This is a genomic window from Nostoc sp. CCY0012 (assembly GCF_963920855.1).
GTDB lineage: Bacteria > Cyanobacteriota > Cyanobacteriia > Cyanobacteriales > Nostocaceae > Cyanocohniella.
On sequence record NZ_CAWUDM010000041.1, the window covers coordinates 30,488 to 54,014 of the forward strand.

Below are 23,527 nucleotides of genomic sequence, written 5' to 3' on the forward strand. Positions count from 1 at the left end.
GAGTAGGGATAAGAGGTTAGAGAAAGATTTCCTCATTTCCCTTATCTCTCCACCTGCCCCTGCCATTCATAACTCCTCAAAAGAGCGCTATTATAGCCTTTGTCAGATGCGAGTTATGGTATGCAAAGACAGCAATCGCTATTAGCTTTGATATTTGTGCTGGTGATTGCCGCTGTGGCGGTGATTGCGACAATTCCTGTGCCTTTGGGATTGGACTTACGGGGAGGCTCACAGCTTACTATTCAGGTGCAACCAGCACCAGGCATGAATAATATCACTGAACGAGATTTGGAAGGCGTTCAAAGAGTTGTTGAAGGACGGGTCAACGGTCTTGGCGTTTCTGAGCCAGTGATTCAAAGTGTGGGTACAGACAAAATTTTAGTCCAGTTGCCAGGGGTCAACGACCCAGAGCAAGCAGAACGGGTGCTGGGAGGTACAGCACAGTTAGAATTCCGTCAACAAAATCCTGGTACAGAAACTCAATTGTTTGCTTTTCAAGCTTCACGCGCTGAACTCAGAGCAAAGCAAGAAGAACTGAGAAACAGCGACGATAAAGCTTTAATTACTAAGAATCAAGAAGATTTACAACAAAATAATCAAGCGATCGCCGAATTATTTGGCAGTACTGAACCACCACTTGATGGTAAATATTTACAAGATGCCTATGGTGAACCTACTCAAGGTCAAAACTGGAATGTTGCCATTCGCTTTGACCAAAAGGGTGGTGAGTTGTTTGCCAATTTGACGAAAACCCTGGCGGGGACAGGTCGCAGCATCGGCATTTTTCTAGATGATGAACTAATTAGCGCTCCTGTAGTCGGGGTAGAATTTGCCGCTACGGGGATTACTGGTGGTGCAGCTGTGATTACAGGTACATTTACCCCGCAACAAGCCAATGACTTAGGCGTACAGTTACGTGGTGGCGCGTTACCTTTACCTGTAGAAATTGCTGAAATCCGCACCGTTGGGGCAACCTTGGGTAGAGATAGCATTAATAGTAGTATCTATGCCGGCATTGGCGGTCTAGCTTTAGTCTTAGTATTTATGGTGGTGTACTATAGATTACCAGGGCTAATTGCAGATGTATCATTAGTAATCTACGCCTTATTTACTTGGGCTAGCTTTGCTTTGTTGGGTGTGACCCTAACCTTGCCAGGAATTGCTGGTTTTATTCTCAGTATTGGTATGGCTGTGGATGCGAATGTGTTAATTTTTGAACGAACACGGGAAGAATTGCAAGCAGGTAAATCTTTGTATCGTTCTGTGGAATCTGGCTTTTACCGAGCTTTTTCCAGCATTTTAGATGGCAATGTGACTACAGTTATTGCCTGTTTTGCACTATTTTGGCTGGGGGCTGGTTTAGTTAGGGGGTTTGCCTTAACTTTGGGTTTAGGCGTAGTCGTAAGTATGTTTACGGCTATTACCTGTAGTCGCAGTTTAATGTTTTTGGCAATCAGCATCCCTTCACTGCGGAAACCAGAACTTTTCTGTCCCAACTTGCCAACCGTCAATAAGGCAGAGGTGGCTAGATGAAACTGAGTATTAACAAGTCACGATCGCTTTGGTGGGCTATTTCTGCTGCCCTCATCATTCCTGGTATCATCTCAATGGTGATTTCCTGGCAAAATCCTGATATCCGCGCACCTTTACGCCCCAGTTTGGATTTTGTTGGTGGTACACGATTGCAGTTGGAATTAGATTGCACCCAACCAGGTAACTGTGATCAGCCCATTGATATTAATGTCGTCCGGGAAGTAGCTAGAACTGAGGGTTTGGGTGATAGCAGCATTCAAATTGTTACTGACAGAGAAACCGGTGCAGAAACAGGAATTTTAATTCGCGCTAAAAATTTAGAGCGTGAACAGCGTGTAAATTTACAAGCTGCTTTAAGCGAAAAAATTGGTACGTTTGACGAGCAAAGAAACCAAATTGATACTGTAGGGCCCACCTTAGGAAGAGAATTATTTACCTCAGGTTTAATTGCTCTGATTGTTTCTTTTGCAGGGATTGTTATTTACTTAACCTTCCGCTTTCAGTTGGACTATGCCGTATTCGCCATCGTCGCTATTTTTCATGATGTGTTAGTTACGGTAGGCATTTTTTCGATTTTCGGTTTAGTCCTGGGTACGGAAGTCGATAGTCTCTTTATTGTGGCCCTATTGACCATCACAGGGTTCTCGGTTAACGATACCGTAGTAATTTATGATCGCATTCGGGAAACCATCAAAAACAATCCCCATCGTCCGATTGCTGAGATAGTAGATGATGCAGTAAACCAAACGTTGGGACGGTCGATCAATACGACTTTAACCACCATGCTGTCATTATTTGCTATCTTCTTCTTTGGCGGCGAAACCCTGAAAAACTTTGCCTTAGCTTTAATTATTGGCTTCACAGCAGGAGCTTATTCTAGTATTTTCATCGCCAGTACTCTTCTAAGTTGGTGGCGAGAAACTACAGGTAAATCCGTAGTAGAAAGCACCGAAGCAATGGATACATCTACTAGCTCCCAAGATAGTTAAGCTGTTTGTAATTCATAATTGGGTAAAAGCATTTGCTCAATTGCTGAGAAGTGGCTACTTTATTCCCCTATGGATGAATCGGAAAAACCATCAATCAATGGCAATCATGCCCATGACCCTGACGCAAATTTTAGACAACAAGTACAAAGGCTGCACCAGCTGACTGTATATGGTAGATGGTTATTTGTTGGTTGTTTATGGCTGACTATTGCACCTGTTGCCTTGTGGTATTTACGGGGAGAAATTGCCATTTTGCGACAATATTTTACCTGGGTAGCAGTAAGATATGGGTTATTTTATAATCCTTTACCTACCCTGGGTTTAGCATTTTGTATCGGTGTGACAGTTTCTACCTTAGTTTGGCAAAGTCGCAATATTTTGTGGGGATTACCGCAGCCTGAACAACAACGTTTAGAAAAACAAGTCTTTCGTATTAGGCAGCAAGGGCCCACTCATCCCCTATGGAAATGGATTTGTCATTAAATGATGACGAAAAATCGTTGCATAAAGATATACGTATTCAGCAATTTCTAGCACAATATGAATTAATGACAGCGAAGATACTGCCACATTGGGGTGCAATACATGAACTATCCTCAAATTCAATTTAGCGATCGCTCGGAAATAGACCTTTACCAACTCCAAGAACTATTTAATATTGCAGCCTTTTGGGCCAAAGGGCGGAGTATCGAGGATTTAGGCATAGCGATCGCCAACAGCAAACCTGTGATTACTATTTGGGATAGAGAGCGACTCATTGGTTTTGCCAGAGCCACTTCTGATGGTATCTATCGCGCCACTATCTGGGATGTTGTCATTCATCCAGAGTATCGGGGTACAGGTTTAGGCAGTAAGTTAGTAGAAACTGTTTTGAGTCATCCTCAGGTGAGGAAGGTTGAGCGTGTATACCTGATGACTACTCATCAACAAGAGTTTTATGAAAAAATTGGTTTTCAGACTAACGCCACCACCACAATGGTGCTACATAACCAATCCCAACTTGAAGAGTTTTCTGTTACTGAAGTCCAGCTTCAGGAATCACTAGGGGGATAGAAACTTGCAACCTGGTAAATGCTTCAGTGGTTGGAGATGGCACAATTTCCAGTTTTCCTCCCATCACTTCCAGTAGAGTTTGGTTGAGTGATAGTTTCATTCCTGGTGAAAGGATCGTGTTGTCTTGATTAATTTGAAGCTGCTGCTCTGATAAATGCATCAAATCAATTGGCTCACTTTTGGTGACAGCATCATTAGGCACATCCAAGTAAATATCAAGAGTATGACTAGTAGATGAAGGGTTACTAGAAATAAAGATACTGCCTTCCTGCATCTGAGCAATGGCAGTGTCTACTAAATTTACTAATATTTGACATAGCCAGCGGTAATCGGCCAAAACGTAAACTTCGGCATCAGGAAGCGTCACCTGCAAAGGTAAATTACGATTTGCGGCTAGCAGATAAGTCAATTTTTTCACTTCCTGCAAAATATCGGCTAGAGAATGCGGCTGAATATCTAATTTATTTGTACCGTGTTCTGTTCTAGCTATATTGAGAATTTCATCAATAAGATGTAGCAGTTTCAGCGCCCGTTCGTGAGCTTGTCCAATAAATTCTCGCTCTTCGGCTGGATCGTCGCACAAATCAGACAGAATTAACTGATGCAAACCAATTAAACCATTTAGTGGCGATCGCAATTCATGGGTAGTCCGTGCTAAAAAACCCGCTTTAAACTGGCTCATTTCTTTTGCCATTTGGTACGCCAGCTGCGTTTCCTTGATCTGTTGCTGGAGTTTTGACGCTTGCTGTTGCTCTTTTAATATCACTGAAGATGAGTTAGAGCCAGTATTTAAAGACCGTGTAAATAACCAACGGCAGATCCAACCGATTATTAATCCTACACTTAGATATATCCAGTTACTCCAATTCATAAATTTGGCAATTATTATCTTGTTAATTAATAACAATAGTGCAAAATAAATTCCCAGATTTCCTAATTAGTCCAATTCATTCTGAGCTTGAATAAATAAATCAGGAGTTTTAAAATTTTACCAAGATTGTTTATCAACAAATATCAAGGTAAAAAAGAGAGTTTATATAAACTATTCTTCAAAAAAATAAATTAGTAGGTAATACAGTGTTTGTATACTGCTCCTTACATTGATACAATGTCAGATTTGGGACAAGCTATTGACTAGCTTACCCTGATTTTTGGCATTCTTAACTATTAAAAGTGGGGCTAATAATAGGAAAACAACATTATAACTATAGGAATCTGGTTTGAGTCTTGTTAAGTATACTGAATCTTGAACTTGTATTAGTTAGGAGTAGGATTTATTGGGCTTTGCAAACATCAAAGATTAATCCTAATTATTTACTTGTCCACTTCTGTATCTAAAAATTTAATTGAATGACACCGGAACGCAAAGTTTGCCAATCTGCTCCCGTCCATTTAGCAACAGTAGAAGGTACACCTAATCCTGTAATTTCATCGGACAATTCTGTTGTTGCCAAAGTCAACGCCTCTGGGAACTGCGCGGCAATTTCTATTAATTTTTGTAAGGGCGGCTGACCAGAAAAATTGGCGCTAGTGGTAGCAAGAGGGCCTGTTTGCGCCAAAATAGTTTGGGCGATCGCACTGTTAGGTACTCGAATCCCAATTGTTGTCGGGTCAGTTGGGTTTATTTGTGGTGGTAAGCGATTACTTGCGGGTAATACTAGAGTCAATGCTCCCGGCCAATGTTGATTAGCAACCTCTTGCCAAATTTTTAACTCATTTTCACTACCCTTGACATAAGGCCACAAATCCTCGGCACTAGCCCCCATCAAAATTAAAGGTTTATCCTGACTACGCTGTTTCGCTGCAAAAATTAATCCGGCCTTTTCTGGTAGGGTGGCCAGTGCAGGAACAGTATCTGTGGGAAAACTAACTAATAAGCCAGCACGTGCGCCAGCTATCAGGTCAACTAAAGAAACTTGGGTCATGTGTCCGGCATTGTAAGTGATGAATTAACAATTATTTCATATCTCAGCACTTACATAAGCTACAGCAAAGCGCTCAATCCCCGCTAAATCTTGATGAATTTGAATATTACAGTAGCTACCTTGCTTTTGTAAAAGTTTTTTTACTATATCCGCCTGACCCGCCATCATCTCAATTAGCCACACACCACCAGGGCGCAAATAATCAGGAGAAATGTCTATTAACTGACGAATACAATCTAAACCATCAGCACCACCATCTAAGGCTAAATGTGGTTCATGCTTGACTACTTCCGGTTGCAGGGTAGCCACGGTACTGGTGGGAATATACGGTGGGTTGGACACCATACCACTGAACTGACCTTTCATAGATGCTAATGGCTCCCACCAAGACCCTTGGTAAAAGTGAATCTGGTGATCAAGACCTGCATTATGAGCATTTAATTGGGCGATCGCTAAAGCTGCTGGACTGTAATCTACAGCATGAATTGTAGCTTTTGGCAATGCATCTGCTAGTCCCAAAGCGATCGCCCCACTACCTGTGCCTAAATCTGCCCAATGTCCTGATTGTAAAAATGGGGCTGCCCCACTGTTAGTAGCAGCAGCCACAGTTAAATCAATTAAAGACTCAGTTTCTGGTCTAGGAATCAAAACCGCATTGGACACCGCAAGCTGAAAATTTCGCCAAGGCGTAACTCCGGCAATGTATTGCACTGGCAAGTGTTCATTTAATCGCCTTTGCCACAACTGGTCTAAATCTTCTAACGGCAACGACATCGGAATTTCCGGCCAGTCTTTGAAAGATTCTAAACGCAGTGCCAAGCGGTCTAATTCAGCTACCTCTAGCAGCAGCCAATCTACCTCATTTGGTGAGACATGAGATGCCATCGCACCTGCGATCGCTCTCTGACGCCACTGCCAAAGCTGTAAACCAGAAGCTGCCTGTAGCTGTTTATCTGTCATTCCTTAACGTTGCTGGGGTTTCGCCGGCTGAGTATTATTTCTGTTGGGAGCTACTTGAGTATTGGGTGTATTCTCTTTGGGCAATGTCCTGATATATTCTCTAGATTCCTGAGATGGCACTAAAACAACTTGGTCGAGCCAAGGATCATTTTTTTCTTGTAAAGTTTTAATTACTCCATCTATGTCTATTACCTGAATATCAGCCTTGGGAAACTTCGGTTTTACCTGAGTTAACAAGCCTTGTGCATCTTGCTTACTTAAAAACAAAGGAATTAATTGCTCTTTTTCCGATGTCAGTTGAATAGGCACATAACCTTGGTCTGGTGAAAATCTCACAGCAAAAACAGGTACACTGGGAAACTGATTTACCTGTTGACCACTTTGACGCAGTAAATCCATTGCTCCTTTAATTTCCTGTTCTACAGGTTTAAAGGCAAATAGCAGACGTTCTGACTGGTTTTTAGTTTGTTGCAATTGCTGATAAATGACCCCCAGAGGCACAGCTGTCACCTGTAGGCTTTTTACCATTTCTTGTGTTTTCGGGTCTTTGCCTTGGGCGCTCTGTAGTTCCTTGATGAAGCCTTGAGCCTCTTGCCGACTCATATAAACCCCTGTTACCGAACCACCAGGTTTTTGAGCGCCTTGAGCTTCTGTCAATGGACGGCTCAATGGTAAACCTTTTTCATTGGTAATTATGTATACAGGAACTGAATCTAATTTTTCCTTTATTTGTTGTTCCGACAAAGCCAGCGCTGGGAAACTGCCGGCAAAAACTGATCCTAGAAAAGTACTACCGACTAAACTTAATGTTGCGCCCCAGCGAACTAATGCTTTCATAAACGACTCCTCGCTTCAATAGTTAAATTTAAGTCAAACACACCGTTAGATTTGCACCACACTAACTAGTCTTAGTTATATAGCAATTCATTTAAAATGTGAAAAATTTGTGGTGGCGTTTAAATATTAACAATCAATTCTCAAAAAGTGCTATTTTCCCACTTTAAGAATTTTTATGATCCGGCGATCACCCATTGATCGTTATCAGGTTCTTTTTTTTGCAATTTCGCCTTGCTATCTACTGCCAAATGATGTAAATGCCTATTATAGTGTGTTCTCGCATAGGCAAAAACTTTCCCGAATCTTAGAGATGATCAATTCTATACCTTGTCTTGGCTTTCTCAAATCTAGAGGACGCCATTAGATAATTAATCGTTCCACTTAACCTTATTTTTAAATATGTTCAAATATATACAAAATCCATTGTTGATATTTTGTTACTTGTTGGCAGCAAGTTTATCTATTTTTCCTGACAATTTTGTCTCTCAGCAGAATTACGTAAACTTCCGTTTCACAGCAAATATTCAATTTGAATTTAAAGCTTACCAAAACAATTGCTCTGTAATTACCTGTCTCGGAAATTGACAGCCTATCAAATTTTTTTCTTCAAGCAAATATATTAAAAAAATTCCATAAGCTTTCAAACCTTACGGGACTTTGTACTTATTTTTGCTCAATTAGTTAAAATCGGGATGACAGGATTTGAACCTGCGGCATCCTGCTCCCAAAGCAGGCGCGCTACCAAGCTGCGCTACATCCCGGTTGTATATGAATCGCTGACTGCTATTTATTATCTAGCTAGCCAAGGATAAAGCAAAACTGAGTTAGATAGCAAGTATTCGGGTTTTATCTCCAAATAACTATCTTCCCACAGCAATATACACATCATACCATATTTAACATATCTTGACTAACAAATTTTCTGACCGGCGACATTCACCCTAATTGCTTGATGATCAAGGACTGTGAAGGACATCCAAAAATTAAATTACTCATAAGACTTACGCACTCGCTACGAAAATCAAGGCTTTGAGATTGCTTCCCTACGATCGCAATGACTAAAATACGTAGTTGTTACGTGAATTTTGAATTGTTTTATACCTTTGTTACTAAGATTACATTTATTTTCACCTTGCTCACCAAAGCGTAAAGCCCTAACGGGCATAGCTGCGCTTACCGCGTAGCGTCCCCCAGGGAGTTGATTATTTTTTCATTTGTCAGTCTCTGAATGTGGCGCTGAATCAACTTTTTAGCACCCATTAGCAAAAATGCGCCCAAACACAGAAGATTGTTGACACCTAGTTAGGATTGTCGCCAATTTGTTTTTTTGCCAAATGCTGTATTTTGGTTGAAGATTTAGTGCGGATACCAGAACATACCTTTAATCCCTTCTGGATCTGACATAAAACCCATACTCCGATAAAAATCTAGAACATGAGGATCAGCAAACAAAGTCACATTGCTAATCTCTTCACTTCTCAGTTTTTTGAGTACGTATTTCATCAGCGCTTTCCCCAGTCCTTTGCCTTGAAAGTCTGGGTGAACTACCACATCCCAAATAGTCGCATTAAATGCATGATCCGAGGTGGCACGTGCAAAACCAATGAGCCGTCTTTGATTTCCTCGAACTTGCCACATAGAGGCTACGAGAAAACTATGCTCAATGGCTTTTTTAACTTTCCTTAATGGACGACGCGACCAACCGACTGCATCACAGAGTTCTTCTAGTTCATACAGGTCAATATCTCGCTCCGTGCTAAAAACGATGCGTTCTTGACTCCGCGTAGTACCGGAGGTATCGCTACCGGGCATAGAACCCGCAACACCTGTCTGTTCATCAAAGGAGGTTGTCTTATTTGTCGCTACAGAATCAGACGTATTAAACCAAGTTTTCCAAAAACCCATGCCAACGTGGTTCGGGTAGTATAACTGAATTAGTTTCCACTCTCTGGGAGTGTTGATTCACGTTTCTCCAAGCTAATACCATAAACTACCCTTGACACTTTACTTTTTTATATGTTTTCGGGATTTTTAATGGCAATAGCCTTTCACAGCGTGTTTCACACCAATTATTTTTAACTTTAGCATTTTGTTGTGAAGCCTAGGAGAAATTTCTCAAAAGGCAAGGCAAGAGAGTGCAGATCAGGGATTTGGGAATAATTAGTAACAAGCCCCTATCTTTAAAGATGGGAACAAGAAAAAACTTTGTCTTGTACACTATGTGTCTTCACATAAGGTGTGAGTATCTTAAGTAAACCCCCCATATCCCCAGAGGGGTACCGAGTTCCCCAGGTGACAACAGCAAGTGAGTCTTACCCCAACGATGGCTTCTGGTTTAAAATCTTCAACACTGGAACTCCTAAAGCGCTTTAATCGAGCCTTTCCCCAGTTTTATGAGCAATTTGTTAGTAGTGAAATTCAACTGCAAAATTTGCGGTTAGCCTACCGTCTTTATAAAACCAAACGCGCTGTGATTGAGTTGAAGCCGGAAGGTAGCAAAAGTGCGCTGCATTTTGCTTATCGTAACCAGTCGTTTCTCTTGAGTGATATTTTTGGTGTGCTAGCTGCTTATGGGCTAACCATCCACGGTCTGAGCCTATATGGTCAGATTAGACCGCCAATGTTAGTTTTTATCAAACTATTAGTATCTCGTGGCAGTAAAGCCTTAACAGAGAAAACCGCAGAAAATGTTTGCCGCGCCATTCGCGAGGCTCTAGGAGGTAGGTTTGAGGTAGAAGAAATGCTGGCAGTAGAATTTAACCTGGATACTGGCTTAGAACAAGTACAAACAGAGTTTTATGTTGATCCAGTATTTCATCTCCCTGCCCTGGTAATTGAAGCCGACAATCAACCGGGATTATTTTACAAAGTCATGTACGCCATTTGGCAGGAAGACCTGCTAGTCGTCAATGCTAATTTGCTGGTTTGGCGAGGACGCACACGGCTGATTCTCTACTTATTGGGGCCGAATGAAAGCCTCATTCCAGAATATTTAGGACATAAAATTGCCGAAGGCGTACGGTTGAGGTTGTTGGGTAAATGAACAAATCTTAACTCCTCATATGGCGTATTTAGTCGCACCCACGTCTTAGGGGTACGATATTAATTATGGCAACCATCGAAATCTTAGGCGTTCCACACGCATACGAGCTAACGGCTCCCACCTCTTATCCACACGCTTTAGTGTTTATTCACGGTTGGCTAAATAGCCGTGGATATTGGCAACCTGTAATTTCCCGGTTGTCAGTTGATTTGCAGTGCCTATCTTATGATTTGCGAGGTTTTGGTGAGTCCCAGTCCCAGCCAGAAACAGATTTTAGTTCGGCTCCAACTTCTGTCAGCTTGAGTTCTCACTCTATTGATGAGTTGAGTTTGCCCTTCGATTCTCTTTATACGCCAGCTGTTTATGCTCAGGATTTAGCTGCTCTGCTACAACAGCTGAATATTACTAGCGCTTGGCTGATTGGTCATTCCTTGGGAGGTACAATTGCGCTGTGGGCGGCGGCTCAGATGCCTGATTGTGTCAAAGGAGTGATCTGTATTAACGCAGGTGGTGGTATTTATCTCAAAGAAGCTTTTGAGCAGTTTCGTTCAGCCGGACAAAAATTTTTGCAAGTTCGTCCGCGTTGGCTGTCTCAACTACCTTTGATTGATTTGCTTTTTACCAGAGCCAGTGTAGCTCGTCCGTTAGAACGCCAATGGGCACGTCAGCGAGTGATTGATTTTGTCGTAGCTGACCCAGAAGCAGCACTGGGAGCGCTGCTAGACTCTACAACTGAAGAAGAAGTTAACCGATTACCTCAACTAGTGTCTCAATTGCAGCAACCAGTTTATTTTTTGGCTGGTACCGATGACAAGGTAATGGAACCTAAGTATGTTCGCCATTTAGCTAGTTTTCATCGGCTGTTTCAATACAGTGGTGACAATGTAATTGAAATTCCTGATTGTGGTCACTTAGCAATGTTAGAGCAGCCGGATGTAGTTGCTAGTCATATTCGGTCAATTGTCACTACTTAGTGTTTATTCAAAAAAAACTTTATCCTGCTCCCAACTCCCAACTCCCAATTCTCTATTCCCTGCCATACAACTTCATTACCTGGGTCAGCGGTAGCCTAGATTCAACTCCTAAGGTCAAAAGTGATGTGTGACCAAGGGATAGATGATGAGAAGCGGCGCAGGCAATCATGGCGGCGTTATCGGTACAGTATTTGAGGGGTGGGAATAGAACACGTAAGTTATGTTGGGTGGCTGCGGCCTGTAAAGTGCTTCTGAGGCTGCTGTTAGCTGCTACCCCTCCACCAACGGCAATTGTATTAAGACCATGATCAACGGCACAGGCGATCGCTCTTTTGGTCAGCGATCGCGCTACAGTTTCCTGAAAGCTAGCTGCTAAATCTGGCACTGGTATTTGTTTACCATCTTTCTCTAACTGCTGTACTAATCGCAGCACTGCGGTCTTTAAACCACTAAAACTGCTGTCATAAGGATGATATCCTCCACCCGCTAAAGAAACTTTACCTTCTGGTAAGGCAAAGGCCCGGGGATTACCTGTTTGTGCTAGCTGATCAATTACAGGCCCGCCGGGATAACCCAAATTTAACAACCTGGCTACTTTATCAAAGGCTTCACCAGCAGCATCATCACGAGTTTCTCCCAGGGTTTCGTAATTACCACAATCTTTTACATAAATCAAGCTTGTATGTCCGCCGGAAACGAGTAAGCTAAGAAATGGGGGATCTAAAGTTGGCTCACTCAAATAAGTCGCGTAAATGTGGCCTTCCAGATGATGGACTCCCAAAAATGGCTTATTGTGTAACATTGCTAAAGTTTTGGCAGCAGTTAATCCTACTAATAGCGCTCCTACAAGACCAGGGGCGCAGGTGGCGGCGATCCCATCGATTTGCTGCCAGTTCAGTTTGGCTTGCTCTAAAGCCTGAGCGATCGCCTCATTGATCGTTTCCAAGTGTTGACGGGATGCCACCTCTGGCACCACCCCGCCGTACTGGCTATGAACTAAAATTTGGGAGGCGACGATACTGCTATAAACTTCACGATTGTTAACAATTGCGACGGCAGTTTCATCGCAGCTGGTTTCTATTGCTAAAACGGTTGCCATTCCAGGGTTGTGATAGATAACGATTTGTTTGAGAAGCTTTAACTTTTATTTACTTAAACTTTACTCGGTTCCCGCCCAAGAGTATGATGACTTGCTAGTTATGCAAATAAAGACTGTACAAGCCGCTTCGTTTTGTACAAAAAACTTTTTGTTTTGTAATAAAAGGAAACAACTCCATGAGACGATTGTTTGCTTTGATTTTAGCGATTTGTCTTTGGTCCAATTTTGCCCCCCCAGCCCAAGCGCTTGGGGCTAACTTGGTACCCTGTAAAGACTCTCCCGCCTTTCAAGAGCTAGCAAAAAATGCCCGTAATACTACCGCTGACCCCGAATCAGGAAGAAAGCGGTTTGAGCGTTATTCTCAGGCACTGTGTGGGCCTGAGGGTTATCCTCACTTGATTGTTGACGGTCGTCTGGATCGTGCCGGCGACTTCCTAATTCCTAGCATCCTGTTCCTGTATATTGCTGGTTGGATTGGTTGGGTAGGTCGTGCTTACCTCCAAGCCATTAAAAAATCATCAGATACTGAGCAAAAAGAGATCCAAATTGATCTTGGTTTAGCACTGCCTATTATGGCTACAGGCTTTGCTTGGCCGGTGGCAGCAATTAAAGAACTCCTTTCAGGCGAATTAACAGCTAAAGATTCAGAAATTCCTGTCTCTCCGCGCTAATTTGTCCTCACTAATTCATTTGTTTTGGAGACTAAATTTATGGCAGACAAAGGCGATCAGTCGTCCTACCTTGTAACCTTTCTTTCTACCGCACCAGTTGCAGCTACCATTTGGCTGACAATCACCGCAGGTATTTTGATTGAATTCAACCGCTTTTTTCCCGACTTACTTTTCCACCCACTACCATAAGTGGAAAATGGGATTTCAGTTCTAATATGGTGTAGTTCTTTTCAGCTTATTTAAGTTTAAATATTGCTTAAATAGGTAGAAGAAATTAAGTTATGAAACTCGTAATGCTGTCAAACGAGCTTACGAGTTTCATGCTTTTAAAAGTTACTAAATTAATTTTTTTAAACTTACTAGCCAAAATACATCTTTAGCTACAATTATTATTAATAATATAAAATGCCACCATTCTAATTTAGAGGCGAACATACAATATGGCGCAAGCAGTAGATTCATCCAAAAATTCCCCCAGCGATCCGAGAAATCGGGAAGTTGTTGCTCCAGCAGGACGAGATCCCCAGCAAGGCAATCTAGAAACCCCGATTAATTCTTCCCCCTTGGTTAAGTGGTTCATTAATAATTTACCTGCCTATCGCCAAGGTCTTAATCCTTCGAGACGGGGACTAGAAGTAGGCATGGCTCATGGTTACTTACTATTTGGGCCTTTCGCCAAATTGGGCCCCTTACGGAATGCAGAAAATGCTAACTTAGCTGGATTACTGGCAGCTATCGGCTTGGTTGTGATTCTCACCGCCTGTCTATCCCTATATGCCAATAGTAATCCTGCCAAAGCACTTGCCAGCGTTACTGTACCCAATCCTCCAGTAGACGCTTTTAACTCCAAAGAAAGCTGGAATAATTTTGCCAGTTCCTTCTTAATTGGTGGTATTGGTGGTGCAGTAGTTGCTTATTTCTTGACTACAAATTTGGGACTAATCCAAGGTCTCGTTGGTTAATTTAATTTTTTGCTAATGGAGCATAGGGCATGGGTAATTGCTGATTGTCAGTGATGTGATTACCTCTGCTCTATGCATCAGCAGCGAAGTTTTGCCCATTCAGGCTTTACTAAAGCCCTGACGGGCATAGCTGCGCTTACCGCGTAGCATCTCGCAGAGAAGGATTTGGACTTTCAACTAAAAAAGATCCTATCGCTGGGTAGGTAGGGGACAAGGGGAAGACAACAAAATATTATCTGAGTAAATTGGATAATTTATTTTCTGGAAGTCCCTAATAACGGATACGCGGATCAACATAAGCATTTAAAATATCAATTAAAATGCTGGCCGCCACCACGATCGCTCCAAAAAATACGAGTACTCCCTGTACTGTGGGATAATCGCGGTCGGAAATTGCTTGATAAAGTCGATTTGCTAACCCAGGCCAAGAAAATGTCACCTCTGTTAAAATTGCTCCACCCAATAGAGACGCAAAAGTTAAACCTAAAACCGTAATTACGGGAATCAGGGCATTTTTCAAGGCATGGGAGACTAAAATTTTATTTTCAGTAATACCTCTGGCTCTAGCGGCTTCTACATAATCTGCTTTGAGGGTTTGCTTTAAATTGACGCGGACAATACGCTCAAAAATTCCACTAAGTAAAATTCCCAGAGTCAGACTCGGAAGGGCCAAATGGTGCAAGGATGTCAACAACTGGCTGAAGTTGCCCGTGAGCAAGCTATCTATTATGTATAATCCCGTGATAGGAGTAGGCGCAGGTAAATTTGGGGGAAAACGGTTGGAATTGGGAAACCAACCTAGTTGTACCGAGAAAATTAATTGTAAAAGCATCCCTGCCCAAAACATGGGAAGTGCGTATGTGATGATACCAAACAACCGCCCCCCAATATCAAAAACTGTCCCCGGACGAGAAGCAGAAAGAGTACCAGCTACAATACCAACGATGAGTGCAATGGCCATACTCGACACTGCTAACTCTACTGTCGCCGGGAAATACTGCCCAATTATGTCCCATACATGCTGTCCCCTACTGGTTAAAGACGTACCCAAATCAAAGCGCAGTAAGTTTCCCATGTAATTTAAATACTGTAGCCAGAGAGGAAGATTTAAACCTAGTTGTTGGCGTAATTCCTCCTTCGCTGATTCTGGCGCACGTCCACCGAGAATCGCATCGGCTGGATCTCCCGGTGTAGCTCTTAGTAATAAAAATACGATGGTAATGATAGTTAACAGTTGCAATGGAGCCAATAGCAACCGAGAGAGAATGTAATATTGTAAAGCTTTAGAGCGAGACATGTTTTAAGTAATTCGTAATTCGTAAGTAGAACGACTTGAAAAAACCAAACTATGTGAAGTAATGTAAAAAAAATTGCATTTGTTTCGTAGTAAGGACTTCAGTCCTTATTAGAGGACTAAAGTCCTCACTACAAACCTTTTATTATTTACACCATTCTACTTAATTCGTAATTCGTAATTAAACCCCCGATGTCTATTCGGGGGATATGAATTTACGATTTTTGAATCAGTCTGTAAACTAGATTTTGAGTGGGGTCAAGTTTGACGTTATTTACACCTGTTTGAGCAAAAATATAGTCTTTGGTTTGCCACAGGGGAATATACGGTACATCGGTAGCTACTTGTGTTTGGATTTTTGTAAAAATTTGCTGACGCACTTGGGGGTTTTGTTCTTGACGCTGTTGGACAATTAGTTTGTTTACAGCATCACTATAGTAAAAGGAACCCTGTGTTCTACTACCGCCATCTTCACAGCCATTCGCAGTTGAACCTTTTTGACAAGACAGAAATGGCTGTACATAATTATCAGGGTCTAAAAAGTCGGGATACCAATCAACTAAAGCTACTGGATATATACCCCTAGAAATATCTTTAAAGAAGGTGGCACTTTCTACTGTGCTGGTTTCTATTTGCAATATGCCATCCATTTGTTGATCAGCAAGAGATTTCAGTGTCTGTGCAGCCAAGCTGCGATTAGCTGAACTAGAAGGATACCAAATTTGCACTTTAGCGGGATTTTCTTTAGAGAAACCAGCGCTAGTTAATAATTTTTTGGCTTGCTCAAAGTTAGCATCACCATATTTTTCTTGAAACAATGGCTGAGAAACTTTAAATGTCGTGGGAATCATGCTGTAAAGTGGATCAGCTTGACCAAGCATCACGCGCTCATTTAAGAGGGGGCGATCAATCATCGCTGCGATCGCAGCTCTAACTTCTGGTTGATCTAAAGGCTTTTGATTCCGATTCAACACCATATAACTGACTACACTACCCTGAGCAGTAATCGTCTGCCAATCTCCTTTTGCAGCACCTTGTTCTAAGCTGCGAATTTGATCTGGTTGTAAAGTCAGATACGCTACATCTACGGCGCCTGTGCGGAAAGCATTAAACAAGTTCACTGGACTCGTCTGAATTTGGACGTTAACGCCTTGATTAGCTGGTTTTTCTCCCCAATATTTGTCAAATACATCTAATCGTAGGGAATCTGTACCATACTGCGCTAACTTGTAAGGGCCAGTTCCCACAAAGGTATTCGGCTGGAATTTACCCGCACCAATTTCGTAAGCTGTGGGCGAAACTGCACAAGCCCCAGAAAATGCCAATAGTGCAGGAAATGCGGCAAATGGCTGTTTTAATTGAATTGTTAACTCATTTTCACCTGTAGCTTTCACTGACGCTATTGTGTCTGACAGTAAGAAAGAAGGTTTGCCTTTATTTTCAATAAATCGCTGGATGCTAAACTCCATTGCTTTGGCGTTGAAGGGAGTTCCATCGTGAAATACCACTCCCTGACGTAAAGGAATAGTGTAGGTTAAACCATCAGCACTCACCTGAGGTAATGCTGTGGCCAATTGGGGTTGAATTTCCGTGTTCCCTGGTTCATAAGTGTACAGGCGATCGCTCATATTAAACACCAAACCCAAGGATGCCAACTCATAAGTATCAGCCGGATCGAGGGTTCTCGGTTTCAGTGTTGTACCTACAGTAATTCGCCCATCACCCGCACCAGATGGTGAATTAGTTGTCTGCTGACGAGGCGCGCAACTTACAACCAAAAGTAAACACAGACAAAATAAAGATAAGAATTGTGTGATCCTACCCCATCGCCTCGTAGTCAAGGAAATCCAGGTCATAGCATTCAGATTTTTGAAATTAGCGGTCAGTAATGATACTCATACTAAGATATGTGGCCAGGCTACTTAACTTTTTGTAATATACAGCGCGTCTTCATGGCTCGCAAGAGGAGCTAAAGGCTATGTTTCTGTGTTTTTTGATTTCTTTAACTACAGGATAAAGCTGCAAAATGTCTCAGTAATCAAGTCAAAACACCAAAAAATTTTGCTCGGCTGCAATAAGTTATAGTAAATACCAAAATTATTAAGTTAACTTACGACGTATAAATTTTTTTGCCAATATATACCTTTTGTTAGAAGAACGATTTTGTTTTATTAATTATTATTGTTTTGTAGTTAATTCATTTAACTAGCTGAAAGGTAGGTAAATTAATCAATTATCTTTCATTTCTAATTTATCCTTTAGGGATAATGTGATTTATTAGGATTTTACCATTTTGGATAAAGTCCAATATATGCCGCAATGGCAAAAATGTAAATAATGTACCTATGGAGCATTAAGATGTTAAATTCGATTTACAGCACAATTACTCAAATCAGTTCATTTCTGAAAAAACTGCAAGTAAAAAACTTATTTGCTGTTGTCTTAGTTGGTTTCCTTGTACTAACAACAAATGTCGATGCTAGACAAAATAATCAAGCATTAAGAGAGAATGTCCGCGAGCAGATCCAACAAAATGATGCTCAAAGACCAAAAACTGTCGGACAATGGGAGAAAGAAGCCCGTCAGACCGAAGATTCTCCTATTGAAAGACTCCAGAAAATTGGACAAGAGTCAGGAGAAGCCTTCAAAGAATTTGGTTCAGGCTATGTAGAAGGGGCCAAAGAAACTGGCCGTGACATCAAAAATAGTGCATCTTAAGATCAGGGAAATTTCTACAATATTTGCCAAAAATGTTAGTTCTTAAAACTTACTTATTTGACAGATTATTTTTCTCAACTTAAGTTAAATTGACGCTCCCATTTTAAACAGTGGGAGCGTTGATCCATATCCTCAGTAAGACGGCGTAAATAATTAAAGGTTTGTAGTGAGGACTTTAGTCCTCAAATAAGGGCTAGAGCCGCTTACTACGAAATAAATTTTAATTATTTTACATAGTTTGATTTTTTCTCGCCGACTTACTTGTATTTAAATTTATGCTCCAATATAAACTTATCTGCGTTCATCTATATTGAAAATTTTTGCCCCAGTAAACCCGGATAAACTAATTTTTCGTTGCTTTCATTCTCTGATAACTTACGCAAGAACTCTCTGAACCTCTTATTTATTTATGTCCTTTGCGGTTTGTTTTTTCATGATTTTGCTTAAGTCTTAGCTTTCAACAGTTAATTCTTGATTGCTGTACCTCATAATTGTTCAACAGACCATCACAGGCTCAGTGTTACATAAAAAACATGGCAATTAAGTATAAATAAGTTACACACAAGCAAGTAAAAGCGCGGATTCAAGTATCACCACCCGAATTTTGCTTTTTGTTTCGTCCATTTTCATGACCCTTTTTAGGTAAACTGAGAGATAAGCAAATTAAATTGTGACAGCAATTTGGAGTCAGATGATACTGACATCCAGTGCGATCGCATCTATTTACACGCTTGCAAACAAGTCCATCAATAGTTACACTTTTTAAAACATTCTCATTTTTGCTTGGCAATTGCGTAGACGCCCAACAGTTTGTTCCTCAAGGGTGATATTCCCTAACGTCTAAACGTCTCACAGGCGTTTGCCAGGTTCCCCAAGAACCCAGGGACAGTTAGGCGATCGCTACTCGGTAGGTCTAAGCTACTCAGCGTCCCACGGTATTGTCAAACTAGCCACACAGTCTAAATTCATCAAGACTAAGTTGTGGTTTAACTGAAAACCCCGGCAATAAAAAAAACTCAGAGAGTTCACTGAATGGCAACTTACGCCCATCAGAACCTCGGTAAGAAAATTGCTTTGTAAACATACTCATCGAGGAGGAGCGTAGTCGATGGGACTACCCTGGTACCGAGTACACACAGTCGTTCTGAATGATCCAGGACGGTTGATTTCTGTACACTTGATGCACACAGCCTTAGTAGCAGGCTGGGCTGGTTCGATGGCATTGTACGAACTAGCTATTTATGACCCCAGTGATCCGGTTCTTAATCCGATGTGGCGTCAAGGAATGTTCGTGCTACCCTTCATGTCACGTTTAGGTGTTACCCAATCATGGGGTGGTTGGAGCGTTACTGGTGGCCCAGCAACCGACCCTGGTTTCTGGTCATTTGAAGGTGTTGCTGCCGCTCACATCGTTCTTTCTGGTCTATTGTTCCTAGCTGCTGTTTGGCACTGGGTTTACTGGGACTTGGAACTCTTTAGAGATCCTCGCACTGGCGAACCTGCTTTAGACTTGCCAAAAATGTTTGGCATTCACCTGTTCTTATCTGGTTTACTTTGTTTTGGCTTTGGTGCTTTTCACCTCACCGGACTATTTGGCCCGGGAATGTGGGTTTCTGATGCCTATGGAGTAACTGGTAGCATCCAAGCAGTAGCACCAGAATGGGGGCCAGCCGGATTTAACCCCTTTAACCCTGGTGGCGTAGTCGCTCACCACATCGCCGCAGGCGTTGTAGGCATTATTGCTGGTTTATTCCACCTCACAGTTAGACCCCCCGAAAGGCTATACAAAGCTCTGCGGATGGGGAACATTGAAACCGTACTTTCTAGCAGTATCGCTGCGGTGTTCTTTGCAGCTTTCGTGGTTGCTGGAACTATGTGGTACGGTAACGCTACCACCCCGATTGAACTGTTTGGCCCCACTCGTTATCAGTGGGATCAAGGATACTTCACTCAGGAAATTGAGCGTCGCGTACAAACTAGTCTTGCTGAAGGTGCGACCCTTTCAGAAGCCTGGGCGCAAATTCCTGAAAAACTGGCTTTCTACGATTATGTCGGTAATAGCCCCGCCAAAGGTGGTTTATTCCGTACAGGGCCAATGGTCAAGGGCGATGGTATCGCTCAATCTTGGCAAGGTCACGCAGTATTCAAAGATGCTGAAGGCCGGGAATTGACCGTGCGTCGTCTTCCCAACTTCTTTGAAACCTTCCCAGTTATCTTGACCGATGCTGATGGAGTTATCCGCGCTGATATTCCTTTCCGTCGGGCAGAATCTAAGTATAGTTTTGAACAAACTGGTGTCACCGTCAGCTTCTATGGTGGTGATCTCAATGGTCAAACCTTTACAGATCCAGCCGATGTGAAGAAATATGCCCGGAAAGCTCAAGGTGGTGAAATCTTTGAATTTGACCGTGAAACCTTGAACTCTGATGGTGTATTCCGCACCAGTCCTAGAGGTTGGTTTACCTTTGGACACGCTGTATTTGCTCTCTTATTCTTCTTTGGTCATCTCTGGCATGGTTCTCGGACAATCTACCGAGACGTATTTGCTGGTGTTGATGCCGATCTAGAAGAGCAAGTTGAGTGGGGTCTATTCCAGAAAGTGGGTGATAAAACAACCCGCCGGAAAGAAGCCCTCTAATTTTTGGGGACTGGGGACTAGGTGCTGGGGATTGAGAAAGAGTCTTCCTCATCCCCCATACCTAATCCTCAATCTCTTAGAATTGATAAACTATCGTTACTTGCTGGATAGGCAGGAGCTTTTAATATGGAAAGCGTTGCATACATCTTGATTTTGACCTTGGCAATAGGAGTTCTTTTCTTTGCGATCGCATTCCGCGAACCTCCCCGCATCGAAAAGAAAGATGATTAATAGGCTGCTCTTATCAAAGTTTGAAGAGTAAATATCATGGTTTATCCGCTGTTACCAATAGTGGTAGTAGCGGATATCTATGTTTATGAAAGAATAGGAAACAAGGTAAAAGAAATGTTTCAATGACCAATGATTTATGATATAATTTTCTATCTGGAAGTTAATATGTGTTAGTGCTAGCTTTTCTGCGCTAGGATAAAAAAGATGTAGGTGTAACTGCCTGCCGCCTAGTGCCTCGCATATACATCACGCCTATGCCACAACCTTTACGGAGACTAGAACCAGGAACAAATCAGCATGGTCAATCAGAACTTAACCGCTACAGAAATTGGATTCACTCACGAAGATTTCGCTGCTCTACTTGACAAGTACGATTATCACTTCAGCCCTGGCGACATTGTACCAGGTACAGTTTTCAGTATAGAGCCGCGCGGCGCTCTGATTGACATAGGTGCTAAAACAGCAGCCTACATACCTATACAAGAAATGTCTATAAACCGGGTTGATGCCCCGGAAGAAGTTTTACAATCTAACGAAACTAGAGAATTTTTCATCCTCACTGATGAAAACGAGGATGGTCAGCTGACTCTTTCCATTCGTCGCATTGAATACATGCGCGCTTGGGAACGTGTCAGGCAGTTACAAGCAGAAGATGCTACCGTTCGTTCCGGTGTGTTTGCTACTAACCGCGGTGGTGCATTGGTACGCATTGAAGGCTTACGCGGCTTTATCCCCGGTTCTCACATCAGCACTCGCAAACCCAAGGAAGAATTGGTAGGCGAAGAACTGCCATTAAAATTCTTAGAAGTAGACGAAGAACGTAACCGCTTAGTTCTATCTCACCGTCGAGCGTTGGTTGAACGGAAGATGAACCGCTTAGAAGTAGGCGAAGTAGTAATTGGTACAGTCCGCGGTATCAAGCCATACGGTGCGTTTATTGATATTGGTGGTGTCAGCGGATTGCTGCACATTTCCGAAATTTCTCACGAGCATATTGATACACCTCACAGTGTGTTCAATGTCAATGATGAAGTTAAAGTCATGATCATTGACTTGGATGCAGAAAGGGGTCGGATTTCCTTATCTACCAAGCAGTTGGAACCCGAACCCGGTGATATGATTAAGAACCGGGATTTGGTCTACGATAAAGCCGAAGAAATGGCAGCTAAGTATCGTGAACAAATGCTAGCCAAGCAGCAAGGTTTGACTATTGCGCCTGCGGACGCTGAAGAAGTTGTAGGCGCTGAGGAAGCTGTAGAAGCGGAAGAAGCTACAACTGAAGCAACAGAAGAAATATCGGCTGTAGCTGCAACAGAAGAAGCTACAACTGAAGCAGAGACTGAAGAGCTATCGGCTGTAGCTGTAACAGAAGAAGCTGCAACTGAAGCAACAGAAGAAGCTACAACTGAAGAAGCTACAACTGAAGCAACAGAAGAAATATCAGCTGTAGCTGTAACAGAAGAAGAAATTCCTGCTGTTGTTGAAGAGTAAGACAAAGTTAGTTTTACTTGTTGACGAATAAGAGCATTAAAGTATTGATTAAAGAGGGAAAACCCCTCTTTTTTTATGGCAAATAAGTTATGTGGGGTGGAAAATTTTGGTAACTATTAAATGTAAAGATATCAGCTTTCCCAATATCCAAGCAATTTTTTTTGATAAAAATGGAACCTTAGAAAATTCAGAAGTGTATTTGCGATCGCTTGGGCAAAAAGCAGCAAGAATGATAGACGCGCAAGTACCCGGAATTGGGGAACCATTATTAATGGCCTTTGGTATCGATAGCGATCGCCTAGATCCTGCTGGTTTAATATCCGTAGCCAGTCGCCGTGAAACCGAAATCGCCGCAGCCGCATATATTGCGGAAACTGGTAGAGGATGGTTTGAGTCTTTAAAAATTGCTCGTCAGTCTTTGGATGAAGCGGAAAAATATCTGGGTAAAGATCCAGCACCATTATTTCCAGGTAGCTTGGAGGTATTGCAGTCTTTGTCAGCCGCAGGATTAACACTCGGTATTATTTCCGCAGCCAGTTCAGCCGAAGTTCGTGAATTTGTCGCCCGATACCAGTTGAGCGATTACATCCAAATACAAAAGGGAGTGGATGATGGCCCCAGTAAACCAGACCCAATACTATTTTTACAGGCTTGTCAAGCTTTGGGAGTAGAACCGAGCGCTACATTAATGGTGGGAGACGCTGTTGGTGATATGCAAATGGCTCGTAATGCCAAAGCCGCAGGTTGTATTGGGATTACATGGGTGGGTAAATCCGATCACGTCCAAGGTGCGGATGTGGTGATTAATCAACTAGATGAAATTCAAGTTTTATAGTGGGGACTGGGGACTAGGGGCTAGATTTAAATCCAAAATGGTATAAGCCATGCAAGATACAGAAACGGGCTTACAACTTCGCTTGTGGACAGTTGAAGAATACCACCGGATGGCTGAGGCGGGGATTTTTGGTGCAGACGAGCGAGTGGAACTGCTAGAAGGAAATATCATTTGGATGATTGCCAAAGGAACAGCCCATCGTTCAGCAGTGGGGAGGACAGCTTAACGGGTGACAAGGCAGTTGAAGATGAGATGTGGCAACAATTTGAGAAAA

At 42.3% G+C, this 23,527-nt stretch carries 22 protein-coding genes, 1 tRNA gene and 1 pseudogene; 15 read left to right on the forward strand and 9 right to left on the reverse strand.

Features of this window, described 5'->3' with window-relative positions:
* Nucleotides 1–120: 120 nt before the first annotated feature.
* The 4 genes from secD to ACM0OS_RS13800 all read left to right on the forward strand — a co-directional run bounded on the left by secD (nt 121) and on the right by ACM0OS_RS13800 (nt 3,575).
* Entirely contained in the window at nt 121–1,533 is a 1,413-nt protein-coding gene (gene secD, locus ACM0OS_RS13785; protein WP_414543758.1) for a protein translocase subunit SecD, read from the forward strand.
* Nucleotides 1,530–2,522: a protein translocase subunit SecF gene (gene secF, locus ACM0OS_RS13790; protein WP_414543759.1), complete on the forward strand. Its 993-nt coding sequence runs from the start codon at nt 1,530–1,532 to the stop codon at nt 2,520–2,522. The genes secD and secF overlap by 4 nt, the downstream gene beginning before the upstream one ends.
* A gap of 69 nt (nt 2,523–2,591) precedes the next feature.
* A complete protein-coding gene (locus ACM0OS_RS13795; protein ID WP_414543760.1) occupies nt 2,592–3,005 on the forward strand; it encodes a hypothetical protein in 414 nt (137 codons plus the stop codon).
* Between the two features lie 102 nt (nt 3,006–3,107).
* Nucleotides 3,108–3,575, forward strand: a complete 468-nt coding sequence (locus ACM0OS_RS13800) for a GNAT family N-acetyltransferase (protein WP_414543761.1) — start codon at nt 3,108–3,110, stop codon at nt 3,573–3,575.
* On the opposite strand, the gene ACM0OS_RS13805 is transcribed toward ACM0OS_RS13800, so the two are convergent.
* From ACM0OS_RS13805 to ACM0OS_RS13830, 6 genes are all read right to left on the reverse strand, one after another.
* Complete coding sequence (locus ACM0OS_RS13805) at nt 3,538–4,446, reverse strand: sensor histidine kinase (protein WP_414543762.1); 909 nt, start codon at nt 4,444–4,446, stop codon at nt 3,538–3,540. The genes ACM0OS_RS13800 and ACM0OS_RS13805 overlap by 38 nt on opposite strands.
* A 463-nt stretch (nt 4,447–4,909) precedes the next feature.
* Nucleotides 4,910–5,500: an L-threonylcarbamoyladenylate synthase gene (locus tag ACM0OS_RS13810; RefSeq protein WP_414543763.1), complete on the reverse strand. Its 591-nt coding sequence runs from the start codon at nt 5,498–5,500 to the stop codon at nt 4,910–4,912.
* Nucleotides 5,501–5,536: 36 nt separating this feature from the next.
* Nucleotides 5,537–6,460: a peptide chain release factor N(5)-glutamine methyltransferase gene (gene prmC, locus ACM0OS_RS13815; RefSeq protein ID WP_414543764.1), complete on the reverse strand. Its 924-nt coding sequence runs from the start codon at nt 6,458–6,460 to the stop codon at nt 5,537–5,539.
* 3 nt (nt 6,461–6,463) lie between these two features.
* Nucleotides 6,464–7,297: a Tic22 family protein gene (locus ACM0OS_RS13820; RefSeq protein ID WP_414543765.1), complete on the reverse strand. Its 834-nt coding sequence runs from the start codon at nt 7,295–7,297 to the stop codon at nt 6,464–6,466.
* A 687-nt stretch (nt 7,298–7,984) separates the two neighbouring features.
* Nucleotides 7,985–8,058: transfer RNA gene (locus ACM0OS_RS13825), tRNA-Pro, on the reverse strand.
* 595 nt (nt 8,059–8,653) lie between these two features.
* Nucleotides 8,654–9,202, reverse strand: a complete 549-nt coding sequence (locus ACM0OS_RS13830; RefSeq protein WP_414543766.1) for a GNAT family N-acetyltransferase — start codon at nt 9,200–9,202, stop codon at nt 8,654–8,656.
* Between the two features lie 418 nt (nt 9,203–9,620).
* Here ACM0OS_RS13830 and ACM0OS_RS13835 point away from each other — a divergent pair, with 418 nt between their 5' ends.
* The gene (locus ACM0OS_RS13835) at nt 9,621–10,340 is read left to right on the forward strand and encodes a hypothetical protein (protein ID WP_414543779.1); all 720 of its coding nucleotides are present in this window, start codon (nt 9,621–9,623) and stop codon (nt 10,338–10,340) included.
* Between the two features lie 65 nt (nt 10,341–10,405).
* The gene (locus ACM0OS_RS13840) at nt 10,406–11,314 is read left to right on the forward strand and encodes an alpha/beta fold hydrolase (protein ID WP_414543767.1); all 909 of its coding nucleotides are present in this window, start codon (nt 10,406–10,408) and stop codon (nt 11,312–11,314) included.
* A 52-nt stretch (nt 11,315–11,366) separates the two neighbouring features.
* On the opposite strand, the gene tsaD is transcribed toward ACM0OS_RS13840, so the two are convergent.
* Nucleotides 11,367–12,413, reverse strand: a complete 1,047-nt coding sequence (gene tsaD, locus ACM0OS_RS13845; RefSeq protein ID WP_414543768.1) for a tRNA (adenosine(37)-N6)-threonylcarbamoyltransferase complex transferase subunit TsaD — start codon at nt 12,411–12,413, stop codon at nt 11,367–11,369.
* A gap of 176 nt (nt 12,414–12,589) precedes the next feature.
* Here tsaD and ACM0OS_RS13850 point away from each other — a divergent pair, with 176 nt between their 5' ends.
* The 3 genes from ACM0OS_RS13850 (at nt 12,590) to ACM0OS_RS13860 (ending at nt 14,046) form a co-directional block, all read left to right on the forward strand.
* Nucleotides 12,590–13,084 carry a Photosystem I reaction center subunit III gene (locus ACM0OS_RS13850; protein ID WP_414543769.1) on the forward strand — a complete coding sequence of 165 codons (495 nt, stop codon included), beginning with the start codon at nt 12,590–12,592 and terminating at the stop codon, nt 13,082–13,084.
* A gap of 39 nt (nt 13,085–13,123) precedes the next feature.
* Complete coding sequence (gene psaJ, locus ACM0OS_RS13855; protein WP_414543770.1) at nt 13,124–13,273, forward strand: photosystem I reaction center subunit IX; 150 nt, start codon at nt 13,124–13,126, stop codon at nt 13,271–13,273.
* Nucleotides 13,274–13,524: 251 nt separating this feature from the next.
* The gene (locus ACM0OS_RS13860) at nt 13,525–14,046 is read left to right on the forward strand and encodes a photosystem I reaction center protein subunit XI (RefSeq protein ID WP_414543771.1); all 522 of its coding nucleotides are present in this window, start codon (nt 13,525–13,527) and stop codon (nt 14,044–14,046) included.
* A gap of 271 nt (nt 14,047–14,317) precedes the next feature.
* Here ACM0OS_RS13860 and ACM0OS_RS13865 read toward each other — a convergent pair whose 3' ends face one another.
* Nucleotides 14,318–15,343, reverse strand: coding sequence for an ABC transporter permease (locus ACM0OS_RS13865; RefSeq protein ID WP_414543772.1), 1,026 nt, complete (start codon nt 15,341–15,343; stop codon nt 14,318–14,320).
* Nucleotides 15,344–15,555: 212 nt separating this feature from the next.
* Nucleotides 15,556–17,196, reverse strand: a complete 1,641-nt coding sequence (locus ACM0OS_RS13870) for an ABC transporter substrate-binding protein (RefSeq protein WP_414543773.1) — start codon at nt 17,194–17,196, stop codon at nt 15,556–15,558.
* Nucleotides 17,197–17,698: 502 nt separating this feature from the next.
* On the opposite strand from ACM0OS_RS13870, the gene ACM0OS_RS13875 reads away from it, so the two are divergent.
* The 6 genes and pseudogenes from ACM0OS_RS13875 to ACM0OS_RS13900 form a co-directional block, all read left to right on the forward strand.
* Nucleotides 17,699–18,058, forward strand: a complete 360-nt coding sequence (locus ACM0OS_RS13875) for a hypothetical protein (RefSeq protein ID WP_414543774.1) — start codon at nt 17,699–17,701, stop codon at nt 18,056–18,058.
* Between the two features lie 1,108 nt (nt 18,059–19,166).
* Complete coding sequence (gene psbB, locus ACM0OS_RS13880) at nt 19,167–20,696, forward strand: photosystem II chlorophyll-binding protein CP47 (RefSeq protein ID WP_414543775.1); 1,530 nt, start codon at nt 19,167–19,169, stop codon at nt 20,694–20,696.
* Nucleotides 20,697–20,822: 126 nt separating this feature from the next.
* The gene (locus ACM0OS_RS13885; RefSeq protein WP_414543776.1) at nt 20,823–20,927 is read left to right on the forward strand and encodes a photosystem II reaction center protein T; all 105 of its coding nucleotides are present in this window, start codon (nt 20,823–20,825) and stop codon (nt 20,925–20,927) included.
* A gap of 297 nt (nt 20,928–21,224) precedes the next feature.
* Nucleotides 21,225–22,418: a 30S ribosomal protein S1 gene (locus ACM0OS_RS13890; RefSeq protein WP_414543777.1), complete on the forward strand. Its 1,194-nt coding sequence runs from the start codon at nt 21,225–21,227 to the stop codon at nt 22,416–22,418.
* 106 nt (nt 22,419–22,524) lie between these two features.
* Nucleotides 22,525–23,253, forward strand: a complete 729-nt coding sequence (locus ACM0OS_RS13895) for an HAD family hydrolase (RefSeq protein WP_414543780.1) — start codon at nt 22,525–22,527, stop codon at nt 23,251–23,253.
* A 49-nt stretch (nt 23,254–23,302) separates the two neighbouring features.
* A pseudogene (locus ACM0OS_RS13900) lies at nt 23,303–23,473 on the forward strand (Uma2 family endonuclease); the annotation flags it as partial.
* Between the last annotated feature and the right edge of the window lie 54 nt (nt 23,474–23,527).